Genomic DNA, 23,090 nt, shown 5'->3' with positions numbered 1-23,090 from the left:
TTTGCCTTCATACACCAACAAAAAACTTGCCTCAGAAGCATTACACTTCCAAGGCAAGCCAACTCTTTATTTCTTGTTTTACTTCGCGCCCTTCGCGTCTTTGCGGTTCGTTAAAGCTGCTTCACTTCAGAAACCAACTTCGACACCATATCCTTCGCGCTACCAAAGAGCATTGTGGTTTTATCTTTGTAGAACAACTCATTATCTACACCGGCAAAACCTGTACTCATCCCGCGTTTAATCACAATTGTCTGCTTCGCCCGATCTACTTCCAAAATTGGCATTCCATAAATTGGACTATTTACATCAGTACGCGCCGCCGGATTGACTACATCATTAGCCCCAATTACTAAAGCTACATCCGCTTGTTCAAACTGGGGATTAATATCATCCATGTCATACAACTGGGTATAAGCCACATTCGCCTCAGCCAACAACACGTTCATGTGTCCTGGCATTCTTCCCGCTACAGGGTGAATGGCATATTTCACATCAACACCCATGCGTTCTAGTTGATCAGCCAACTCCCGCACGCTATGTTGTGCTTGAGCAACCGCCATCCCATAACCAGGCACAATTACTACAGAACGGGCATAACCCAACATCATCGCGCCTTCTTCGGGATCGATGCTGCGAACGGTTTGATCAATTGCACCACCAGCCGCCGCACCACCAGCCGCACTGCCTGTACCAAAAGCACTGAACAGCACACTGAACAGAGAACGGTTCATGGCTTTACACATAATCTCGGTGAGGATCAGTCCTGATGCTCCCACCAACGCCCCAGCGATGATTAACATATTGTTCATCACCACGAAACCTGCGGCGGATGCTGCTACACCAGATAAGGAGTTCAACAGCGAAATTACTACAGGCATATCGCCCCCACCAATGGGGATGACGAACATAACACCGAGTATTAGAGAAACAGCAACTACTGCTAAGAATATAGGTAGGCTATCTGGTGTGACGATTAAGTAGGCACTACCGACTATATAAGCACCCAGCAGTAATAGGTTAAATGGTTGCTGGAAAGGAAATGTAATCGGGGAACCGCTTATTAAACCTTGCAATTTGGCGAAGGCGAGAAAACTACCTGTGAAGGTAACACCACCGATTAACACATCCAGCAGCATGGAAATGTTGACATCCAGAGGTATGGGTGCGCCTGAATCCAATAAACGCCAGAATTCAGCGACAGCAACTAATGCGGAAGCTGCACCACCCAAACCGTTGAGTAAGCCCACCATTTGGGGCATTTCCGTCATTTGCACTTTATAAGCTGCGATCGCACCTAAACCCGATCCAATCGCCAAGCCTAACAAAATCATCTCGTAGTTCAACACGTGTTGATCCAACATTGTGGCGACAATCGCCAACAACATCCCCACGGCGGCGACAACATTACCGTTCCTAGCTGTTGCAGGTGAACCTAGCTTTTTTAACCCCAGAATAAATAAGGATGCAGCGACTAAATACGTTAACTGAATCCCAGTTGGTAGAAAATCGCTCACGCCTTAATCTCCTTTTTCTTAAACATTTGCAACATTCTATCTGTCACTAGGAAGCCACCCACAACGTTGACTGTCGCTAGTACTACAGCAATTAAACCGAGAATCACTGCCACACTGGTTTCCCTTGCACCAGAAGCTACAATCGCCCCCAGTACCGCAATGCCAGAAATCGCGTTTGATCCCGACATCAAGGGAGTGTGTAAAGTAGGTGGCACTTTGTTGATGACTTCAAACCCAATAAAAGATGCCAACACAAATACAAACAAAGCAGCAAGTAATGCCTCTGACATGAAATAAAAACTCCTTGTTTAAATGGGCATGGGGCATTGGGCATTGGGCATTGGTAATTTCTCCTTGTCCCCAGTCCCCAATCCCTAACCTCTAACTTTCAACGCTGCTAATTCTTCACTTACTCGTTGATTGCGAATCTCGCCTGCATGGGTGACGCAAGCTGCGTCAACGATGTCATCGGCAAAGTCTACCTGCAAAGCTTTCTCTTTACTAATCAGTAGTTGCATCAACGATGTCAGGTTTTTGGCATACAGTTGGCTGGCGTGAACGGGCATTGATGATGGTAAATTGATCGGCCCGATGATGGTGATCCCGTTCCACACGATGTCTTTACCAGGATCGGTACAGGCACAGTTACCACCTTGTTCGGCAGCTAAGTCTACAATCACTGAACCTGGCTTCATCTGTCTCACCATTTCTTCGGTGACTAACAGTGGGGCTTTTTTCCCGGGAACTTGGGCTGTGGTAATCACCACATCGGCATTTTTAACGTGTTCGGTAACAACTTCTTGAGTGCGTTGTTTGCTAGCTTCGGAGATTTCTTTGGCATAGCCACCAGCCGCCACAGTGTCTTCTTCGAGTTGCACTTCGACGAATTTTGCGCCTAAGCTTTGCACTTCTTCTTTCACGGCGGGACGGATATCAAAGGCTTCTACCACTGCTCCCAAGCGTCTAGCAGTAGCGATCGCTTGCAATCCAGCGACACCTGCCCCCATGATAAATATTTTCGCTGGGGCGATCGTGCCTGCAGCTGTGGTGAGCATGGGGAAGTATTTCGGTAATGCAGCAGCAGCTATTAACACAGATTTGTAGCCAGCTAGGGATGCTTGCGAGGACAATGCATCCATGCTTTGCGCCCTGGTGGTTCTGGGGATCAATTCCATACTCAAGGCTGTTACTTGGCGATTTGCCAGTTTTTCTACTATCGCCGGATTTCCTAAGGGATTCAGGAAGCTAATTAATACAGAGCCTGCTTTGAGAAAATCAATTTCTGAACGTCCGTCTTCTCTTTCTTGTGGCGGACTAACCTTCAATAAAATATCTGCTTCGCGCCATAATGTAGCGGGATCGCCAATAATTTTCGCTCCTGCTGCTTCATAGGCAGAATCACTAAAAAATGAGCGCTCTCCCGCGCCTGTTTCTACCCAAACTTCTAAACCTTGTTTTACCAATTTGGCCACAACATCTGGAATTAAAGCTACACGACGCTCACCAACTTCTATTTCTTTAGCTACTGCTATTCTCATGAAATCTCCTGGAGATAAATACCTAATCTCTGCAAATTTTGTAGTTTTTTGCTGAATAATTCCCCGCTCTCAATAGCTCATAGGCTGGTTATTTCAGCCATTGCGCTGCTCTATAAATTGCCGCTTGACCTTTTGTTTTTCTACTGAATCGCTGCCTAGGTCAAGATTCAGCTTGCTAGTCACAGATGTCAGCAATTTTAGATAATTAATATAGGATTACATACTGCACATCCTAAGTTGATTCCCCAATTGTGCATCTGTCTCTTCAGCTTATTTTAGGGATTTAAAAATTTTGTATTCCTCTATGACATATTGCAATATGCATCCACTTAGAAAAAACTTCATTCTGCCCAAAGTAAATTTTGATGGCAACTGCTTAGATTCACGCGTGTTTTTATCAATCTAGCCCAACTTAACAGGCGATCGCTGTTTGTATCTCTCAATTTTTATAACAAGAGCATTACAATTCAGCTACATTTATACATATTCAGCAACATAATTGTGATCCCCAGGTGAGGGATTGGGGACTGGTGACTGGGGAACTCGGGGCACCCACGACCGCAGGGAGTGGGGATTAGGGGTAATGGGGACTGGGGAGAAATAACTAATTACCAATTACCAATTACCGATTACCCATTACCAATGCCTCATGCCCCATGCCCAATACCTTGTGACACTTTTTATTGCTCTTTAACGTCTATTTTTAGAAATTCAGTAGTAAAGTTTAGTTACGAATACTAAATTTTTAGTTATTTAGATAACCAAGCTTACTAGTTGATAGTGAGGAGCCTTAATTATGCGACGTTTACTTTCTACTTTAGCGGTGACTGGCTGCTTGTTGACAGGTTTCCAAGCTGTCAGCTGGGCACAGGGTTTACCAGGATTGACACTATTTAGCGGCATTAAATCCGAAAATCAACTGCCCTATCGTTTAGACTTTGGCGGACAATCTGATGGTTGGGATCGTTATATCTTCAGAATTCCTGCCAACAAAATGAAATTGGCAGTGGCCCAATTTGCTATTACTTACCCTGATTATTACAAAGGAACTTTTGATCCTAAACAGGTTGAGGTAAAAGTCAAAGGTAAAGCTGTTCGCCTGTCTGAAGTGAAGTGGGATAAGGAAGGACGCGTCATCGAAATTTTTCCTGAAGAGCCAGTACCAGCCGGTAGTAGGGTGGAAGTTGAGTTATCCAACGTGAAAAACCCTACCTTTGGTGGCGTTTACTATTTCAATTGCCAAGTTCTCTCTCCTGGTGATGTGCCACTGTTGCGTTATTTAGGTTCTTGGGTAGTAAGTATTAATTAAGTTGGGCAATAGATAGTTGGTAATGGGTAATGGGTAATCGGAAACACAAGACAGTTGACTCTTGACTTTTGATCCTTGACCCTTAACCATTTACCGGAATCTCTAACTTTTACCTGTAATAGTGATAAAATAAGAGATTGTGATTTTTTGTAAGCATCACCTAAGAGGAGAACTGTATGCAGAGAACGCTAGGCGGTACTAACCGTAAGAGGAAAAGGACTTCTGGGTTTCGCGCCAGAATGCGGACACCAGATGGCAGAAATGTCATTCGCGCCAGAAGAAAAAAAGGCCGTCATCGTCTGAGTGTTTAGGGCATATTAGGCGAAAGAGCATCTGTGGCTTTGCCCAAGGCGAATCGGCTAAAATCCCGAAAAGATTTCCAGGCAGTTTTCCGAGAAGGAATTCGGCGACATGGCGCTTATTTGACATTAAGGGCCTTGAAACCGTTGGCTTCCAAAAAGTCTTCTTTGGATACTGCCCCTGAGACTATACAGCTAACTGATGCTGATGCCACGCATCTAGATAGTACAAAATTTGGTATTTCCATTAGCACAAAAGTCAGCAAGCGTGCAGTAGTCCGCAACCGGATTAAGCGGCAAATAACGGGAGCTTTGTATCAGTTGTTGCCCAGATTGTCACCTGGATGGCGGTTAGTGGTAGTTGTGAAACCAACAGCAGCAGAACGAGAGTGCGTAAGCCAACAATTTCTGCAAGAATTAGAGCAGTTGTTAGCACAAGCCGAGGTACTCAATGGGCATTCGTGAAGAAATTTATTATGAAGGTGGCCCTCACGTTGGGGATTTAATTCTTAACCTGCTGTTTGGGCTAACTGTCATCGGCATTCCATTGACAGTTGGGGCAATTGTCAGAGCTTTATGGCTACGCTACCGCATCACCGATCGCCGAGTTACGGTGATTGGGGGTTGGATGGGACGCGATCGCACTGACGTAATCTACTCAGAAATTGTCAAAATCGTCAAAGTTCCCCGTGCTATTGGCTTGTGGGGAGATATGGTAGTAACCCTCAGAAATGGTAGCCGTCTAGAAATGCGAGCTATTCCTAATTTCCGAGAAGTTTATGAATATATTAACGAAAGAGTTGTTGCTAAAAATCCCGAATATAGCGCTGCTGCTAAGTAGTTAATTAACTCATAGTGCTGAGTCTGAATTTCTGGGGTTCAATGTCTCAAAAAGGCTTAAATCATAAGAAATCAAGGATAAAATCTATCACTCAGCTTGTTTAGTCTCTATCATCTTCCTTACTCAGCACTTAAAAAAGCTCGTTGACTTTAACATTCAATTGTTAATATCATGTGCGGCTATCCGTAGTGAATGATAGTCGCAGACCGATCTTGATTTAGATAAATTAGATTCAGTTAGTTTACAGTACCTCAGGTTGAATTCAGAATAATGGATTTTGGTATCGGGTTTCTCTCGAACAACGTGATGCTGCCAATCATAGATTTTTTCTATGGGATTGTTCCTAGCTATGGATTGGCGATCGTTGCTTTAACATTGATAATCCGCTTTGCGCTCTATCCCCTGAGTGCTGGTTCCATCCGGAATATGCGGCGGATGCGGATTGTTCAGCCTCTGATGCAAAAGCGGATGGCAGAAATCAAGGAGCGTTATAAAGACGATCCGCAAAAGCAGCAAGAGGAAATGGTTAATGTCCAGAAAGAATTTGGCAATCCTCTGGCTGGCTGTTTACCACTACTGCTGCAAATGCCAGTATTGTTGGCGCTGTTTGCCACTTTGCGGGGTTCGCCCTTTGCTGGAGTCAACTACAGCGTTAACTTACAAGTCTTTCCCTCTGAACAAATCGAACGAATTCAACCCCAAGCTTTTGCCACTCCCCCGCAAAATATCTACATTGCTGATGGGGAACACAGCCGTATTACTGCTATCCTCCCTGGAGGTAATAAATTAGCGGTAGGAGAAAAAACCAAGATTCAATATCAGACCCTTGAAGGCAAACCATTTCAGGTGCTTTTGGCAGAACACCCAGAAAACAATAAATTGACTCCTGAATGGAAAGTAGTCAAAGGTGAAGACAGAATTAAAATTGACGCTGAAGGCAATATCGAAGCCTTACAGCCTGGAGATGTCACCATACAAGGTACCATCCCCGGACTAGCAGCAGATAAAGGATTTCTGTTCATTGATGCTTTAGGTAGAGTCGGTGCAACCGATCCCGACGGCACAATCCATTGGGATATTGTGGCGATGGTAATCTTCTTTGGTATCAGTCTCTACGTCAGCCAAATTCTCTCCGGGCAAAATTCTAGCGGTGGGAACCCACAGCAGGATACAGTTAACAAAATTACTCCAGTAATATTTTCTGGGATGTTTTTGTTCTTCCCCCTGCCGGCTGGGGTTTTGATGTATATGGTAATTGGGAATATCTTCCAAACTCTGCAAACCTTCATTCTCTCCCGCGAACCATTACCAGAAGAATTACAAAAAATCGTAGCAACCCAAGAAAAAGAAGCAGCAGTGGCAGAGCAAAAATCATTGCCATTTGAGCCAAAAAGTTCTAAGAAAAAGGCTACAAATTGATCATGAGCAACAGTCCCATGCAGCGAGGGCAGCAATGGTTAAAAACATTGCTGCTACTTACTGGGGTATCTGCTGAGGTTGAGGGTAATTTAGAACCTGCTCAACCTCAGGGCGGCGACTCCGAAGAACCAGATAACTACTGGTTGACAATTGATGAAACGAACCTCAACCCTGAGCAAATCAGAACTTTAATTGGTAGCGATGGTTCAGTGCTAGATGCAATTCAATATCTAGCTAATTCAGTATTGAACATTAACCAACCACAAGAAGAGCAAGCTTCTTATACCATTGAGTTGAATGGCTACCGCGTCAAAAGAGAAGCTGAAATTCGCGCATTGGCAGAAGCAGCTTCCGAAGAAGTGCGAACTACAGGCAGAGAAGTAGAAATAAAATCCCTAAGTTCGGCGGAAAGGCGGCAAATTCATACATTTTTAAAGGAATTTGCGGATTTAGAAACCTTTAGTCGTGGCAAAGAACCACATCGTCATCTTGTAGTTCGCCCGGCGCTCGAGCCTGAGGGGATTGGGTAATGGGGATCGGGGATTGGGTACTGGGTACTGGGAAAAACCTTGAACTTTGACCCTTGACCCTTGACCCTTGACCACCTCACTAAAAGCTAAAATAAAGATCTAAATCTCAGCAATTTTGCTGGTAGTTAAACTAAGTTTCGTTTCGTGAGGATATCTCACAAATCCTATGGACGCAATTTTGATTCCGCAGCTCACCAAAGCCCCGGAGCGGACAGAGGAAATTCAAGTTCAGGATTTTCTGCCTGGTTTGGACACTTTGACTCCTGTTCGTGGTGTAATTCGCGTACAGCATCAAGGTAATTACTTAGAAGTATCTGGTCAAGCAGAAGCAATTATTACTTGTACTTGTAACCGATGTTTACAGCAATACAATCAGCGTTTGGTAGTTGATACTCAGGAAGTGATTTGGTTAGACGTAACAGCTAATCAAATCAACGACTTGCCATTAGAACGAGAAGTAGCAGTTGAAGATTTGCTGGAAACTCTACCGCCTGATGGCTATTTTTATCCTGGTGAATGGTTGTATGAGCAGATGTGTTTAGAATTACCTCAGCGCCAGCTATGTGACCTCAATTGCCCTGGTATTTTGAGTACTGCGGCTGAGAGTTCGCAAAAGTCAGTTGATAGCCGTTGGGCTGGTTTAGAGGCTTTGAAAAAGCAACTTCCGTGATAGTTGCTGGAATTGGTAGTTCTTTTTGTTTTGAATTTGAGCGCTTGGGCGCTCATTAAAGATATTTAAACCAGTAAAAATAAGCTATTACCCATTGCAGCAGAAGATTTGCTAAGTTTCTAGCTGTTGTTGTTTTTAGTTTTTAGTTGTGAGAGACAATACAACCTTTAACAATGGGATAAGAACTAATAACACTAACAGCTACTTATGAGCTTTCGTGAAGAGTTTAAACTACTGCTGCGCGCCCGCTATCCTTTGATTTATATTCCTACATACGAAGAAGAACGGGTAGAAACTGCGATTCGAGAAGAAGCAGCCAACCAAGGTAATCGCCCTGTATATACTTGGGATTTTGTGGATGGCTACCAGGGAAACCCCAATGATGAGGGTTTTGGGCGACGCAATCCACTGCAAGCTTTGGAATTTATTGAAAAGTTACCAGCTTCAGCACCAGGGGTAATGATTCTACGGGATTACCATCGCTTTTTAGAAGATGTGGCGATCGCGCGCAAGCTTCGCAACCTGGCGAGACTGCTAAAATCGCAACCGAAAAATATTGTCATACTGTCACCACGGATTGCGATTCCGGACGATTTAAGCGAAGTGCTAACAGTTGTGGAATTTCCATTACCAGCCGCCGCCGAAATTCAAAAAGAGGTGGAACGGTTGCTGCAAGTGACTGGTAACTTACTTCCTAGTAAAGTCATAGATGATTTGGTGCGCTCTTGCCAAGGGCTATCAATGGAGAGGATTCGCCGGGTTTTGGCAAAAGCGATCGCCACGCACGGGGAATTGCAACCAGAAGATGTGGATTTAGTTTTGGAAGAAAAGCGCCAAACTATCCGCCAAACCCAAATTTTGGATTTTTACCCCGCCACCGAGCAAATTTCTGACATTGGCGGATTGGATAACCTCAAAGACTGGCTATTCCGGCGGGGCGGTTCATTTACCGAACGAGCGCGACAGTACGGATTACCACATCCCCGTGGTCTCATGTTGGTGGGAATTCAAGGTACGGGGAAATCTTTAACAGCAAAAGCGATCGCTCATCATTGGCATTTACCTTTATTACGCTTAGATGTTGGGCGGTTGTTTGGTGGTTTGGTGGGGGAATCAGAATCCCGCACTCGTCAAATGATCCAAGTAGCCGAAGCTTTAGCGCCTTGTGTGCTGTGGATTGATGAAATAGATAAAGCCTTTTCTGGGCTTGGTAGTAAAGGAGATGCAGGAACCACTAGCAGGGTATTTGGAACATTTATTACCTGGTTAGCGGAAAAAACCTCACCTGTATTTGTCGTCTCCACCGCTAACGATATTCAGTCCTTACCACCAGAAATGTTGCGGAAAGGGCGATTTGATGAAATTTTCTTTGTCGGGTTACCAACCCAAGAAGAGAGAAAAGCAATTTTTAATGTCCATTTATCCCGACTGCGCCCCCATAACTTGAAAAGTTATGACATCGATAGGCTAGCATATGAAACACCCGATTTTTCTGGAGCAGAGATTGAGCAAACTTTAATTGAAGCGATGCATATTGGATTTAGTCAAAATCGCGACTTTACCAACGACGATATTCTAGAAGCTGCCAGTCAAATCATACCTCTGGCGCGAACTGCTGTAGAACAAATTCAGCAACTACAAGAATGGGCTGCGGCTGGACGAGCGCGATTAGCATCAAAACAAACACCTTTAAGCGATACCTTCGGTAAACTACGCTAACGCCAGCTGCAATAATAGTTGAGTCAATCGATTTTGGATTATAGATTGACCCCGACAACGTTTAGTACTTGGCTCAAGGATTTTAAATTTTAGATCTCCGGATTTGTGCTGCCCTAACTTGGCGGGGTATCTAAGCTACTAGATTGCAGGATCACCCAAAAAATCTAAAATCGGCAATCTAAAATCTAAAATTTGCATTGTCCAGAGTCTAGATTCATTTACCCTTGACCGTTGACCCTTGACTCTGGACAATTGACGATTGGTAATGAGGTTATAAAATATGTTTTCTAACTTACTTAAATTTATACTTGGGTTTCTGTTGGCGATCGCTATTTTAATAGGTACTGGTGTTGCTACTGCACTCTATTTCATGAATAGAACCGCCATACCTCCCGCCAAACCAATTTTTGCCAACGATCATCCTTCACAGCGAATCCAATCTCCCAAAGCCACGGAAGCAACAGCTACCAAAACTGAATCTCAGCCAAAAGCAACTTCTACTGCAACTCCAACTCCTGCAGCTACAGAAACACCCAAACCTGAAGAATCACCCAAACCATTACCACCAGGAGCTTACCAAGGAAAAGTTACTTGGAACCAAGGCTTGAGTTTGCGAGCCGAACCAAAACAAGATGCTGAACGTGTGGGTGGGGTTGGTTTTAATCAAAAAGTGATAGTTTTAGAGGAAAGTGACGATAAATTGTGGCAAAAAATTCGCCAGGAAGATACTAATCAAGAAGGCTGGGTGAAAGCAGGTAATACTGAAAAATTAGAAGGTAACGAAGAAGTACAACAGCCAGAAAAGCCACAACAAGACCAGTAGATACGCAAAGCCAACTGCTAAATATCTACATCGTAAATGAAATTAATTTATCGCAATTAAAATTAATAGAGTAATTCCATTGATTAACCTGGCTAAGTTTTTCTTGCCAGGTCTCTTTTTTTGATGATGTATGAATTTATTTTCTAGTCTTAGTTATCCTATAGTATACTGGTAGCAAAAATTCCTCATGGACTCGGGAAGAGGGGCGCATAGGCTAGGGAATAGGGGCTAGAAAAGCAAAATTTTCATTCTAGGTATATCCCCAAACAGAAGTAATGGACTGACTTAAAAATGGCATTTGGCGTTTGGTGTTTCTATTACCAATTACCAATTACCAATCCCCAATCCCCAGTCCTCAATACCCAATACCCAATACCAAACCCTCGATTTTATGGAAGTCATTGGTGATCTACATAGCGCCGCAGTCTACGAAGCATCCGCAACTCTAGAAATTGTTCCTGTTCCAGCTAATTTGAGATTCTGGAATTGGACAAAGCTTTCTAGCACCTTGGCGATGCGTTTTTTATCTGTAGCATTAACCTTGTCACTTCTCAGTATCGCTGGGCAAACTTTAGCTGTACAGAAAGTAGGAAGTAATGGCGCTGAAGTTACAAACATACAGCAGTGCTTGCAGAAATTAGGTTTCTTTCGTGGCCCAGTTAGCGGTAAGTTTGGTTCGATCACTCAGCAAGCAGTGATTGCATTCCAGCAGGCGAATAAACTACCTGCTGATGGAGTTGTAGGTGATAGCACTGCGCGATCGCTCCAACAAGCCTGCCGAGGTAGAATCGCTACTAATACTAGTAATACTACCAGTGGTAATCTGCGGCTAGGTAGCAGAGGCCCAGAAGTTGTGAAGCTACAACAACGTTTGCAACGCCAAGGCTATTTTCAAGGCCCAATAACAGGCTATTTTGGCCCGCAAACTCAACAAGCCTTAACTCGCTCTCAGCAAGGTTCGCGCAACTCTACCAAAATTTCCCAAGCACCCTCAAATATACCCAGCACCGGAGGGGAATATCCCATTTTGTTGGAAGGTAGCCAAGGCCCAGCAGTAACTAGGTTACAACAGAGGTTGCAGCAACTGGGTTATTTTAAAGCTACTCCGACTGGCAAGTTTGGGCCTGTTACTAAAGATGCGGTGATTGCATTTCAGCGCTATGCTGGTTTACCTGCTGATGGAATTACCAATCGACAAACCTGGAACAGACTTTTGGCTCCTACTAGTAGTCCTTCTAATCCAGTCATACCCAACACAACTAGTCTTGCGCCGCAACAAATTAGAGAATTACAAGAGGGTTTACGGCAGTTAGGATACTTGCAGGCTAATCCTACAGGTAATTTTGGCCCATTGACTAGAGATGCACTACTGCGATTCCAGCGAGATTACCAATTAGCTATTGATGGTGTAGCTGATACACAAGCCTTGCAAGCAGTACGTGGCGTTTTGCAAAATAGACAAGCTTATCAAGCTCCTCAAGCTTCTCAAGCTCCTCCTCAGACTAGAAATTACCTCACAGTTGGCGATAGTGGCGATAATGTGAAAGCCGTGCAACAGAGGTTATTGCAATTAGGATTTTTTAATACAAATCCTGATGGATATTATGGTGAAAATACTAGGTCTTATGTGTATGCATTCCAGCAATATTCTGGTATTGCTCCAACTGGCAATGTAGATGCACAAACCTGGCAAGCATTAGGTTTAAATACCTCTCCTGTGAATACTAATGCTAATAACAATCAAAATCGCTATGTAGTTGTAGTACCAATTCATAATGCCGATACTCTCAACAAAGTAAGACAATATATAGCTAATCCAGTTGTCGAAAAATCTGGTTTAGGAGATTATGTGAATGCAGGTAGATTTGGGAATAGAACAGAAGCAGAGAATTTATCTAAACTGTTACGCTCTTATGGTTTAGATGCTAGGGTAGAGTATTTTTAAGAGTCAATCAATTTTAGATTTTGCGAAAAGTTGCGTGCGGGGGTTCCCCCCGTTGAGCAAACTTGTCAAGACGGATTTGCGATTTTAGATTGACTGTACCCACAAGCAGATACAGCTTAGAGATTTGTTCTGAACACGGCTGTACTTTTACTGAAGAAATAATCCAAAATCCAAAATTTAAAATCTCAAATTGGGACGGTCAATATCAAAGGTGGAATGAAGGTAATAATCTAACTCCAAATGACCAATGACCAATGACCAATGACCAATGACAACTTTATTTAAGCTACTAAAAATGAAGGATTAATCCGACGGGATTTAGATTTTTTGAGTAATCTCGTGGTGTCTTCTGCCGATAAAGGGCGACTAAAGAGATAGCCTTGCATGAGTTCACAATCTAGCAGTCGTAAAAAATTCCGCTGTTCTTCAGTTTCTACGCCTTCGGCAACAACTGCAAGCTTTAATCCATGTGCTAAAGCAATAATTGCAGTTGTGATGGCAGCATCATGATTATCATCAGATAAATCTCTCACGAAAGACCTATCAATTTTTAAGCAATGGATTGGAAAATTTTTCAGATAACTGAGAGAACAATACCCTGTACCAAAATCGTCTATGGAAATAGAAACACCTAGAGCGTGTAATTCACTTAAAATTCTTTTAGTGAACTCAACATTTTTCATAGCAATACTTTCGGTAATTTCTAGCTCCAAAAATTTATGGTTTAATTGCGTTTCTGACAATATCTGTTGCACCATATTTACTAAGTTTGGTTGCTGAAATTGGCGTGCAGAAAGATTCACAGCTACTGAAAGTGAGGGTAAATTAAGTGCATCTTGCCAAGCTTTATTTTGAGCACAAGCAGTTCTTAACACCCATTCCCCAATTGGAATAATTAATCCAGTTTCTTCAGCCAGGGGAATAAACTTTTGGGGTGGGATTAAGCCTAATTCTAAGTGTCGCCAACGTAGTAATGCTTCTATTTTGGTAATTTCGCCTGTGGTGATATTGACCTGTGGTTGATAGTAAACTTCAAATTCTTGGCGTTCTAAGGCAGAGTGCAAGCTATTTTCTAAAGTTAGCAATTCTGAAGAACCAGAATTGATGGCTGAATTATAGAACTGATAATGATTTCGTCCTTGAGACTTAACACGATATAGTGCCACATCAGCGTGTTTAATTAAAGTTTCGGCATCTTGTCCATGCATCGGATAAAGGGCAATACCAATACTGACGCTGATATGTAATTGGTAATTTTCGATTTCAAATACTGGTTTAAAAGCTGCTAAGATGCTTTCTACAATTTGTGTAACTTCTTGATTATCGTTAATTTCTGGCAAGATTAGGGTGAATTCATCGCCTCCCCACCGCGCTATGGTGTCAATCTCCCGCAGACATTCGATCAGACGTTGAGCCACAATTTGCAGTAATTGATCACCAATAGCATGACTTAATGTATCGTTGATCACTTTGAAGCGGTCTAAGTCTAAAAAACACACCGCTAATTTGCTACGATGTTTCTGCGATTGTGCTAAAGCTTCTGAAAGTCGCTCATTAAATAGCACGCGGTTAGGTAAATCGGTTAACAGGTCGTGTAAAGCTTGATGCCGGATTTTGGCTTCTGCTAATTTATGGGCTGTAATGTCGCGAAAACTCCAGACTCTACCGACTATTTTGCCGTTAATCCTCTGAGGTTGGGAATAACGCTCTAAAACTCTGCCATCTTTAAAGGCGATCGCATCATAAAGCTGTGTATCTGGATTAAAGTATAATTCTCTAATCGTAGCAAAATACTGTTTTGGCGCTTCTAGCTGTTTCATCGCCAATCTCAGCACTTCTTTGTAATTTCCGGTGGTGATTAATGACTCCGGAATGCGCCACATTTGCAGAAACTTTTGATTAAAGCCTGCAATCTTACCTTGATTATCTACTACTAAGATGCCGTCGGCAGTAGATTCTAAGGTCGCCCATTGCAAAGATAGTGATTTTTCTAGTTCTGTTTGTATCCGCTTGCGCTCCGCAATTTCTCTGTGCAACTCTGCTGTGCGTTCTTGTACTACATTTTCTAAGTGATAAGCAGAATCTTGGGTTTCTAAAATTACTGTCTTGAGGGCATGATCTGCTAGTAAACGATCATGCACTAGAGCAAGTACACCTGCTACCGCTTGCAAAAATGCTGTTTCTTTGGCTTCCCAAATTTGTGCTTCTTTACAGTTATCAAATCCAATAAATCCGACAAAATTACCTTGAGCAATGATTGGTAAAATCAATATTGTCAAAACATCCTCTAGGCCTAAAGTCTGAATTTCTGTTTTGTTCAACTCTGTGATTGTTTCAGCAACGATATCACCTCGCGCTAATAACTTTAACCAGCGTGGGCAGAATTTTGTATAAGATAGTTTGTGCCAAGGGTGGTTTTCATTTTTGGATGGGATACCTTCAGCGCACCATGCAGCTTGCTGATGCATGATTAAGTTACCATCATCATCAACATAATTTTCAAATATGTATACACGACTAACCTGACAGGCTTTTCCCAGAGTTTGCAGAATTTCTGTATAACATCTGAGTCGGTTATCGAAATTCAGTAAAGACTGTTCAATAGCAGCAAGGGCTTCTAGATAAAAAGTGCCACAATTAGAAGCCAATTCTTTGACAGACTGGCTCAATTGATTAGCTTCATCACTTTCGGCTGATGGAGATTGGTGATTTATTAGGAATAAATTAGGGTTTTCCTCCTTAGTGAATAGGATTTTTTGGGTATTGCCTCTTAAAACTTTTTCACAAGAAGTCTTTCGTTGATTTTCAACTTTTGATGAACGATAATTTGCCATATATAAGGCAATTATTCTGACTCCTAAGTAGATACATAAACCAACCATCAAGACAAGCATAGTAGTTTCTGTTATGGTAGATGGCGCATTTTTAGCTTGTAGTAATACCCTGGAAATTTGCATAATTAATAACCTGATTTAATATATAACCAATCAGCATGATTTTTCTTTCTAAGTATTTTAATTTATTTTTATGTTGATATTTTACATACTTAAATTTGCTGTAACATTTTGATTTTTGTAATTACCAATATTTTTAGTAGTAAGTCATAATTTCTTGACTTTAGAGATATTTAGCTAAATATCTCTAAAGTTAGTTCGATAGATATTAATAACCATGAAAAACATCCCCGTGCATTAATGGGATATTAATGAACAGAGAATTGGACTAAATCTGACAGATAAAATAACACTTAAATAGTGACTATCATGTCTAATCTAGAAATTTTGAATTCTCTTCTGCATAGTGAATCACATTAAAAAATATACTGTAAACACTATGTATTTGTGAATAATCAAATATTATATGATTCTCTGCAAATTGCATAGTTGTACTAGAAAATAACTATTATAGAAATTTACATTTAGTGAATCTTTTATATTAAATCTCTGTTTTTTTAATCTTATAAACTTAATATTAAATTAATATTTACTTTTATTAATAAAACTTTAACAATTATTTAAAACCCCAATTTTTCTAGCAATCTAAGAGATTTAATCGGGATTTTGGGCTTTTATCTGAAGATAAAACTCTTGATAAATAGATTGTGATTAAAATTTCAAACAATCAAGGTTTATCTCATTGAAGATTTGAAATATAAATAATTAAAGCCGACAAATACCCATGAGATAAAATTTTTCTATATAGTATAAAAACAGACAAATCTATATGCCAATTTAGACATTGCCTCTGTTTAAGAAGGAACAGCGAAGAATTTTATAGTGAGTATCCTTTGAGGCATAGGGCATAGGGCATGGGAAAGACAGATTTCAATACTTGTCAGTTAAGGGGAAAAGGAGAAGGGTAAAAGGGGCAAGAAAAAACCTTTAACCCTTACCCTTTCACCTTTTCCCCAAACCAAATTCCGAGTTGAAAATCCTTAACCGAGCAGTATTGAGACAGATTTTTATGCAAGGCTCGTGAAAATGGGCATGAGAGATGCATTGTCTTTGCAACGCACTACCTCCCTCATGCTCTATTGCTGATGCCCAAAAACGCCGAGCTTGGATAGAATTTTTCATTGGGACGGCTTCCTTAGCAATGCCTATTTCCCCAAAATTTATCTACCCAATTCGGCAAGTAAGCGGCGAATGGCTCCGGAATCCTCGGCATCAGGAACTTTTTCTAGATAGGTTTGCAAATCGTCAGCTGCTTGGGGGTAGTAGCCGAGTTGATAGTAAATTAAACCGCGATCGCGTAATTCTAAACTTACACCAGGAAACAATAGTAAAATGCGCTCAACCGCTGCCAGGCTTTTTTCTAAGTCTTGCTTTTTGAGGTAAATAAATTTGAGATTTGTGAGTATCCTGGCCAATAACTGCCGATGGCTAACTGTTGCTAAATATTCCGACTTGAGTTCCACAGGTTGCTGGAACATCTGAGACAGTCTTTCCTGACAATCTTGGGCAAATAAAATTTCCCCACCATTGAATGCATCAACAAAAACTTCCATCTCTGCAACATTTGGACGGATGAGGAAATGTCCAGGCATTCCTACACCTACCATAGGGAAATCAATTCGGCGGGACACTTCCATATAAACTAATGCCAAGGTGATAGGTATCCCTAGCCGCCGCTCAATCACGTCATTTAAAAAGCTGTTGCGTGGATCGTAGTAGTCTGCTTTATTGCCCGCAAATCCTAAATCATTGTAGAGATATTGATTAATACTTTGAATAATCCGTAGCGGGTAGGGTGAATCAGGTAAGCGTTCTTGCAACTCCAATGCCATGGTCTCAAAGGCATTGAGGTATTCTTCTAGGTCAAGCTGAGGATATTCTTCCTGAGCAATATATAAAGCCGCCTTTACCAGGTCGATGTGCTCGTCAGGCTGCTGAATCTCCTGGTAAAAATATTGTCGCGCTGACGAGAAATTCATAAGCAATTACTCGGTGGAGGTATGAAGTTGAAGCGGGTGAACTGACAGCAGTTTTCCGTACCTCTCTTTATCTTAGGGATATTCAGAAAATTTGAAAACGGAATTTATTACCAAGGTCAATAGTCAAAGAGACGCGATTAATCGCGTCTGTACTCAAATGTCAATGCCCCCTGCCCGATCCCCAATTCCCAACTCCAAGTCTTAACAATCAATTTATGGCGGATAAGGGGGTCGTTCAGTGTTAATCTGAAAAGTGACATTACTTCATATTATGTCGTCTACGACCCTATCTGAAATATAGCTTCAATCATTAGGCTCAGCATGGTCACCACCGCAGAAAAAACAAACATCGGTTACATTACCCAAATTATTGGTCCTGTTGTAGACGTTAAATTTCCCGGCGGGAAATTGCCGCAAATCTACAACGCCTTGACCATCAACGGCACCAACGAAGCTGGTCAGGCAATCAGCCTGACCGTGGAAGTACAGCAACTGCTAGGCGACAACCAGGTGCGGGCTGTTGCTATGAGCACCACCGATGGCTTAGTGCGTGGTTTGGAAGTGGTAGATACTGGCGCTCCCATTCGCGTGCCAGTTGGTAAAGCCACCTTGGGTCGAATTTTCAATGTCCTTGGCGATCCTGTAGATAATCAGGGCCCTGTAAATCCTGAGGCAACATTGCCTATCCACCGCGAAGCTCCCAAATTCACCGATCTGGAAACCAAACCTTCTGTGTTTGAGACCGGAATTAAAGTTGTCGATCTACTGACTCCTTACCGACGTGGCGGTAAGATTGGTCTATTCGGCGGTGCGGGTGTTGGTAAGACCGTGATCATGATGGAGTTGATCAACAACATCGCTACTCAGCACGGTGGCGTATCCGTTTTCGCTGGCGTGGGTGAGCGCACTCGCGAAGGAAATGACCTCTACAATGAAATGATTGAATCTGGGGTAATCAACAAAGATAACCTCAACGAATCAAAAATTGCTCTAGTGTACGGTCAGATGAACGAGCCACCTGGAGCAAGAATGCGGGTAGGTCTGTCTGGATTGACAATGGCAGAGTACTTCCGCGATGTTAACAAACAAGACGTACTGCTGTTTGTTGACAACATCTTCCGGTTCGTACAAGCAGGTTCAGAAGTATCTGCGCTATTGGGACGGATGCCTTCTGCGGTAGGATATCAGCCTACTTTAGGTACTGACGTAGGTGCATTACAAGAGCGGATTACCTCAACTACAGAAGGTTCTATTACCTCTATTCAAGCTGTATACGTACCTGCGGACGACTTAACTGACCCCGCACCTGCAACCACCTTCGCTCACTTGGATGGAACAACAGTACTGTCTCGGAGTTTGGCTTCTAAGGGCATTTATCCAGCAGTAGACCCCTTAGGCTCTACTTCCACCATGCTTCAGCCAGAAATCGTTGGTGATGAACATTACAGCACAGCTCGTGCTGTCCAAGCAACATTGCAGCGCTATAAAGAACTGCAAGACATCATCGCTATTCTCGGTTTAGATGAATTGTCTGAAGAAGATCGTCTAACGGTAGCACGCGCCCGGAAGGTTGAGCGCTTCTTATCTCAGCCATTCTTCGTAGCAGAAGTATTTACTGGTTCTCCTGGTAAGTATGTGAAGTTGGAAGATACCATCAAAGGATTCCAGAAGATTCTTTCTGGCGAATTGGACGATCTGCCAGAACAAGCCTTCTACTTGGTGGGCGATATTAACGAAGCGATCGCCAAAGGCCAAAAGCTCAAAGGTTAGTCATTGGTCATTGGTCATTAGTCATTAGCGTCAGTCCTAGTGACTAATGGCAAATTACGCAAGACAGAAGACAAAGGACAACAGACAAATGACATTAACCGTTCGTGTAATTTCCCCAGATAAAACTGTGTGGGATGCCGAAGCTGAAGAAGTAATTCTACCCAGCACCACTGGTCAGCTAGGTATCTTGAGTGGACACGCACCCCTGTTGACCGCCCTAGATACAGGCGTAATGCGCGTGCGTGCTAACAAAAATCAAGATTGGCAAGCGATCGCGCTTTTGGGTGGCTTTGCCGAAATTGAAGAAAATGAAGTTACCATTCTCGTCAATGGTGCTGAAAGTGGCAACGCTATTAACCTAGAAGAAGCTCGGACTGCTTATAATCAAGCACAAACCAAGCTCAATCAGGTAACAGCAGGCGATCGCCAAGCTCAAATTCAAGCAACCCAAGCCTTTAAACGCGCCCGCGCTCGGTTTCAAGCTGCTGGCGGTTTGGTCTAAAATTTTACTCTGGGTTTTAATTTTTGAGGGTGGACTATTTGTCCACCCTCAAATTTTATGGTGCTATGTTGAAAATAGGGCATTAGGTATTGATTCTCATACCTTATTCAGGCTAGTAGCTTTGAGAATGTATTTCACCAGATTGGGGAACGCCATATATGCATATTAGATGTGGAATCAATACTGCTCGGTTAAGGATTTTAAACTCTTAATTTGGTTTGGGGAAAAGGTGTTCGCGTAGCGTCTCCGCAGGAGAAAGGGTAAGGGTTAAAGGTTTATTTCTTGCCCCTTTTCCCCTTCCCCTTTTCCCCTTAACCGACAAGTATTGGATGTGGAATAGCTCAACAACTATAATTGCATTTAATCCTGGTTTGTAAATCTCTTGATTGCAGGTTTGAGCGATTAGCATTGCAGGTCGCTACACTTTATTGATTAACAATTTCATCAGCAGTTTGACAAATTAATTCCCAAGCTTTCTGTACATGTATTTTGTCTGTAGTTGCTTGTCCAACTGACATTCTTAAAGTTAGTTTTTGCTCAAGCTGGGTAGAAGTGAGATAAATGTCACCCGATGAGTTGATATGGTTAATGATTTTCTGGTTAATTGCATCACCAGCTTGGTGACGAAAACATACCAAATTTAACGGGGGATTGACAACTAGGTCAAAATGAGGATGAGATTTTACCCATTCGGCAAATTCTTGGGCTAAAGCAATATGCTTGCGAATATAATGCTGTAAACCTTCTATACCATAGTGCCGAATTACAAACCAGAGCTTGAGACTCCTAAATCTACGTCCTAAAGGAATTTGCCAGTCTCGATAGTCAATGACTTTGCCGGACATACTGGCTTGATTTTTTAGATATTCAGGCATTATGGATAGTGCTTGAATTAGTTTGGTTCTATTTTTTACATAAAAACAGGTACAATCAAAATTTGTCAGCATCCATTTATGAGGATTAAAACAATAACTGTCCGCTAGTTCTAATCCTTGATGAACCCACCGATACTCAGGACAGATAGCTGCTGTACCACTCATCGCTCCATCAACATGGAACCAAATGTTATGTGTTTGAGCGATCGCACCTATTTCTGTTAATGGATCTATGGCATGAGATGAGGTTGTCCCTACAGTAGCAGCAATATAAAAGGGTGTTAACCCAGATTCAATATCTGTAACAATCTGCTGATGTAGTAATTCTGGACGCATTCTATAACCAGCATCAACCTCAATTAAGCGGAAATTTTCTGGTCGAATTCCCGCTACTTTAGCTGCTTTTTCAATTGAAGAGTGTGCTTGAGTAGAAGTATAGGCAACCAGGTTATTAATATCTCCTTTTGACTGTTCTCTAGCTGCTATCAAAGCTACTAAAGAAGCACTACTGGCTGAGTCTTGGATTACTCCTCCTCCTGTGGTTGAAGATTTAAACTGGGATGGAAGTTCCAGCATATCTACTAACCAATCTAAAACATGGGTTTCTAACTCAGTACAAGCTGGAGAAGTTGCCCACAGCATTCCCTGAACTCCAAGTCCTGCATTGACTAATTCTCCTAAAATTGATGGTGCAGAAATACCTGTAGGAAAGAAAGCGAAGAAGTTTGGAGACTGCCAGTGAGTCAATCCGGGTATAATAATTTCATCTAAATCTTGTAAAATATTGGCAAAAGATTCTCCTTTTAGCGGGGCTGTTTCTGGTAATTTAGCTCTAATTTCTCCAGGCTCTACTTGAGATAAAACTGACAATTTATCTACTGTTTCTAAATAGTTAGCTATCCAATCAATAGTTTTATATCCCCAATAACGAAATTCATCCGAGGACATATGATATTCTTGATGATTTTCCATATTGTAATATCTCAAAATATAACTCTTCAGTAGGTGTTATAGTCTCCCTGCATTATCACTGTCAATATCCCCATAACCGAAAAAATTCCAAATTAATATGAACTCTGTCGGTTCCCTTCGGGTACAAAATTCAAAATTGAAGAAATAACAATTTTAATCAATTAATTTAGCATATAAGCGCCCCAAGCGATGGAAAATAAAAAAGATGTATTTTCACTGCCGTTAGCTTGTTAGTTGTGCTGACTGACGCTGCGGGCTTTAGTTATGAGAATTGTCATGAGCGAATCTTGAATTTTCAATTTGAGCGAAGCGAGTGATATCTGATTTTAATATTTTCTCAAGTCGTAGGATGTATTTTGCAAGAAAAATGTTGATTACGATGGTTAAAAACAAGCTGCACAGACTCACTATCACCTATGTATAACTGCACTATAAAGGTTAAGCCACAATTGAAAAAAAGTTCTAGAAGCAGCCAATATTCTGCAACATAATAAAGTGCATGTGAGTCTTTTGAGCTTGAGGACAAGTGCATTTTTTACAATGCTATTGCCCCTGATCAAGAATCAATGTGGTTTGGAAAAGTGTTTGATAAATTATTATTTTATTGATGTATACAAGCAAGAATATTTTTCAGTAAATACCACAAAGCGTGAAAAATCAATTTTTGTTAAGGTTGAGCATATGTAGTCATTGTTTAGTCAGTATTGGCGAATTTAAATAGATTTTTAAGTTCGTTAAGTACGCAAGAATCAAAAATAATATTATTGATATCATCTATGAATTTTATTGATAAAAATAACAGCGAAATCCTGTTTCAAGTGATGCAGCCTAACGATATCGAAGAAACTGTTATTTGTATATCCCAGATTTTTTCAAGTTTTGAGCCGATGGCCAAAGCTCTAAAAATTTCCTTTAATGAGTTGTATCCGTTCGCTTTATCTGTCTGTCAGAAAGCGGTAGATGAAAAAATATCGATTGTAGCTAAAGATAGGAAAACAGGAAAAGTAGTAGGATTCATTATTTCTGAAGATTTTATCACAGTCTATCCTGAATCTTTAGAAGGTATTGATCATAAATTTGAATACATTTTCTCTTTACTGTCAGAGTTGGGTGAAAATTATCGAAGAACTCATGCATTTACAGCTGGACAGGTACTGCATATTTCCATGCTTGGAGTCCAAGAGAAATATACTAAAAGACATATCGCCACAACTTTAATCAGAGAAAATTTGAAATTAGCTAAACATCATAAATTTGAAATTGCTGTTACTGAAGCTACCGGGGTTGCTTCTCAGCACATATTTCGGAAACTTAGATTTACTGAAGAATTTGCCATTGAATATAAGTCATATAAGTTCAAAGATAAACAAATTTTTCATTGTATCGCTCATCCTGATAATTGCCTATTAATGTCCTCTACAATTTAAATAC

Annotated in this window: 19 protein-coding genes; 13 read left to right on the top strand and 6 right to left on the bottom strand. The window is 41.6% G+C overall.

Annotated elements, in window-relative coordinates; genetic code table 11:
• Positions 1-110: 110 nt before the first annotated feature.
• The 3 genes from HGR01_RS03360 to HGR01_RS03350 form a co-directional block, all read right to left on the bottom strand.
• On the bottom strand, positions 111-1,514 hold the full coding sequence (locus HGR01_RS03360) for an NAD(P)(+) transhydrogenase (Re/Si-specific) subunit beta (protein ID WP_045872023.1): 1,404 nt from the start codon (positions 1,512-1,514) through the stop codon (positions 111-113).
• Positions 1,511-1,804 carry an NAD(P) transhydrogenase subunit alpha gene (locus HGR01_RS03355; RefSeq protein WP_045872022.1) on the bottom strand — a complete coding sequence of 98 codons (294 nt, stop codon included), beginning with the start codon at positions 1,802-1,804 and terminating at the stop codon, positions 1,511-1,513. Before HGR01_RS03355 ends, HGR01_RS03360 begins: the two co-directional genes overlap by 4 nt.
• An 84-nt stretch (positions 1,805-1,888) precedes the next feature.
• Positions 1,889-3,052, bottom strand: coding sequence for a Re/Si-specific NAD(P)(+) transhydrogenase subunit alpha (locus HGR01_RS03350; RefSeq protein ID WP_045872021.1), 1,164 nt, complete (start codon positions 3,050-3,052; stop codon positions 1,889-1,891).
• 796 nt (positions 3,053-3,848) lie between these two features.
• Here HGR01_RS03350 and HGR01_RS03345 point away from each other — a divergent pair.
• The 10 genes from HGR01_RS03345 (at position 3,849) to HGR01_RS03300 (ending at position 12,607) form a co-directional block, all read left to right on the top strand.
• Complete coding sequence (locus tag HGR01_RS03345; protein WP_045872020.1) at positions 3,849-4,361, top strand: DUF2808 domain-containing protein; 513 nt, start codon at positions 3,849-3,851, stop codon at positions 4,359-4,361.
• 176 nt (positions 4,362-4,537) lie between these two features.
• A complete protein-coding gene (rpmH, locus tag HGR01_RS03340; protein ID WP_015139827.1) occupies positions 4,538-4,672 on the top strand; it encodes a 50S ribosomal protein L34 in 135 nt (44 codons plus the stop codon).
• 24 nt (positions 4,673-4,696) lie between these two features.
• Entirely contained in the window at positions 4,697-5,125 is a 429-nt protein-coding gene (gene rnpA / locus HGR01_RS03335; protein ID WP_045872019.1) for a ribonuclease P protein component, read from the top strand.
• The gene (locus HGR01_RS03330; RefSeq protein ID WP_045872018.1) at positions 5,112-5,501 is read left to right on the top strand and encodes a PH domain-containing protein; all 390 of its coding nucleotides are present in this window, start codon (positions 5,112-5,114) and stop codon (positions 5,499-5,501) included. The genes rnpA and HGR01_RS03330 overlap by 14 nt, the downstream gene beginning before the upstream one ends.
• 270 nt (positions 5,502-5,771) lie before the next feature.
• On the top strand, positions 5,772-6,920 hold the full coding sequence (yidC, locus tag HGR01_RS03325) for a membrane protein insertase YidC (RefSeq protein WP_045872017.1): 1,149 nt from the start codon (positions 5,772-5,774) through the stop codon (positions 6,918-6,920).
• A gap of 2 nt (positions 6,921-6,922) precedes the next feature.
• Positions 6,923-7,450, top strand: coding sequence for a protein jag (locus HGR01_RS03320; protein ID WP_045872016.1), 528 nt, complete (start codon positions 6,923-6,925; stop codon positions 7,448-7,450).
• A gap of 166 nt (positions 7,451-7,616) precedes the next feature.
• Positions 7,617-8,120 carry a YceD family protein gene (locus tag HGR01_RS03315; RefSeq protein WP_045872015.1) on the top strand — a complete coding sequence of 168 codons (504 nt, stop codon included), beginning with the start codon at positions 7,617-7,619 and terminating at the stop codon, positions 8,118-8,120.
• A 207-nt stretch (positions 8,121-8,327) separates the two neighbouring features.
• Positions 8,328-9,839 (top strand): AAA family ATPase, encoded by a 1,512-nt coding sequence (locus HGR01_RS03310; RefSeq protein ID WP_045872014.1) that lies wholly within the window; start codon positions 8,328-8,330, stop codon positions 9,837-9,839.
• A gap of 280 nt (positions 9,840-10,119) precedes the next feature.
• Positions 10,120-10,662, top strand: coding sequence for an SH3 domain-containing protein (locus tag HGR01_RS03305; protein ID WP_045872013.1), 543 nt, complete (start codon positions 10,120-10,122; stop codon positions 10,660-10,662).
• A gap of 298 nt (positions 10,663-10,960) precedes the next feature.
• Positions 10,961-12,607 (top strand): peptidoglycan-binding protein, encoded by a 1,647-nt coding sequence (locus HGR01_RS03300; RefSeq protein WP_228045434.1) that lies wholly within the window; start codon positions 10,961-10,963, stop codon positions 12,605-12,607.
• Between the two features lie 281 nt (positions 12,608-12,888).
• Here the strand turns inward: HGR01_RS03300 and HGR01_RS03295 are convergent, their stop codons facing one another.
• Together HGR01_RS03295 and HGR01_RS03290 are read right to left on the bottom strand one after the other, a co-directional pair.
• Positions 12,889-15,564: an EAL domain-containing protein gene (locus HGR01_RS03295; RefSeq protein WP_228045435.1), complete on the bottom strand. Its 2,676-nt coding sequence runs from the start codon at positions 15,562-15,564 to the stop codon at positions 12,889-12,891.
• 1,157 nt (positions 15,565-16,721) lie between these two features.
• Positions 16,722-17,540, bottom strand: a complete 819-nt coding sequence (locus HGR01_RS03290; RefSeq protein ID WP_045872012.1) for a SirB1 family protein — start codon at positions 17,538-17,540, stop codon at positions 16,722-16,724.
• A gap of 321 nt (positions 17,541-17,861) precedes the next feature.
• Here HGR01_RS03290 and atpD point away from each other — a divergent pair, with 321 nt between their 5' ends.
• The gene (gene atpD / locus HGR01_RS03285; protein WP_045872011.1) at positions 17,862-19,310 is read left to right on the top strand and encodes a F0F1 ATP synthase subunit beta; all 1,449 of its coding nucleotides are present in this window, start codon (positions 17,862-17,864) and stop codon (positions 19,308-19,310) included.
• A gap of 88 nt (positions 19,311-19,398) precedes the next feature.
• Complete coding sequence (gene atpC / locus HGR01_RS03280) at positions 19,399-19,812, top strand: ATP synthase F1 subunit epsilon (RefSeq protein WP_045872010.1); 414 nt, start codon at positions 19,399-19,401, stop codon at positions 19,810-19,812.
• Positions 19,813-20,237: 425 nt separating this feature from the next.
• On the opposite strand, the gene HGR01_RS03275 is transcribed toward atpC, so the two are convergent.
• Positions 20,238-21,659, bottom strand: a complete 1,422-nt coding sequence (locus tag HGR01_RS03275) for a pyridoxal-dependent decarboxylase (RefSeq protein WP_045872008.1) — start codon at positions 21,657-21,659, stop codon at positions 20,238-20,240.
• A gap of 776 nt (positions 21,660-22,435) precedes the next feature.
• Between HGR01_RS03275 and HGR01_RS03270 the strand changes: the two genes are divergently transcribed.
• Complete coding sequence (locus tag HGR01_RS03270; RefSeq protein WP_045872007.1) at positions 22,436-23,086, top strand: GNAT family N-acetyltransferase; 651 nt, start codon at positions 22,436-22,438, stop codon at positions 23,084-23,086.
• Positions 23,087-23,090 lie beyond the last annotated feature (4 nt).

The organism is Tolypothrix sp. PCC 7712, assembly GCF_025860405.1.
GTDB lineage: Bacteria > Cyanobacteriota > Cyanobacteriia > Cyanobacteriales > Nostocaceae > Aulosira > Aulosira diplosiphon.
This window is presented reverse-complemented; position numbering and strand designations above follow the sequence as displayed.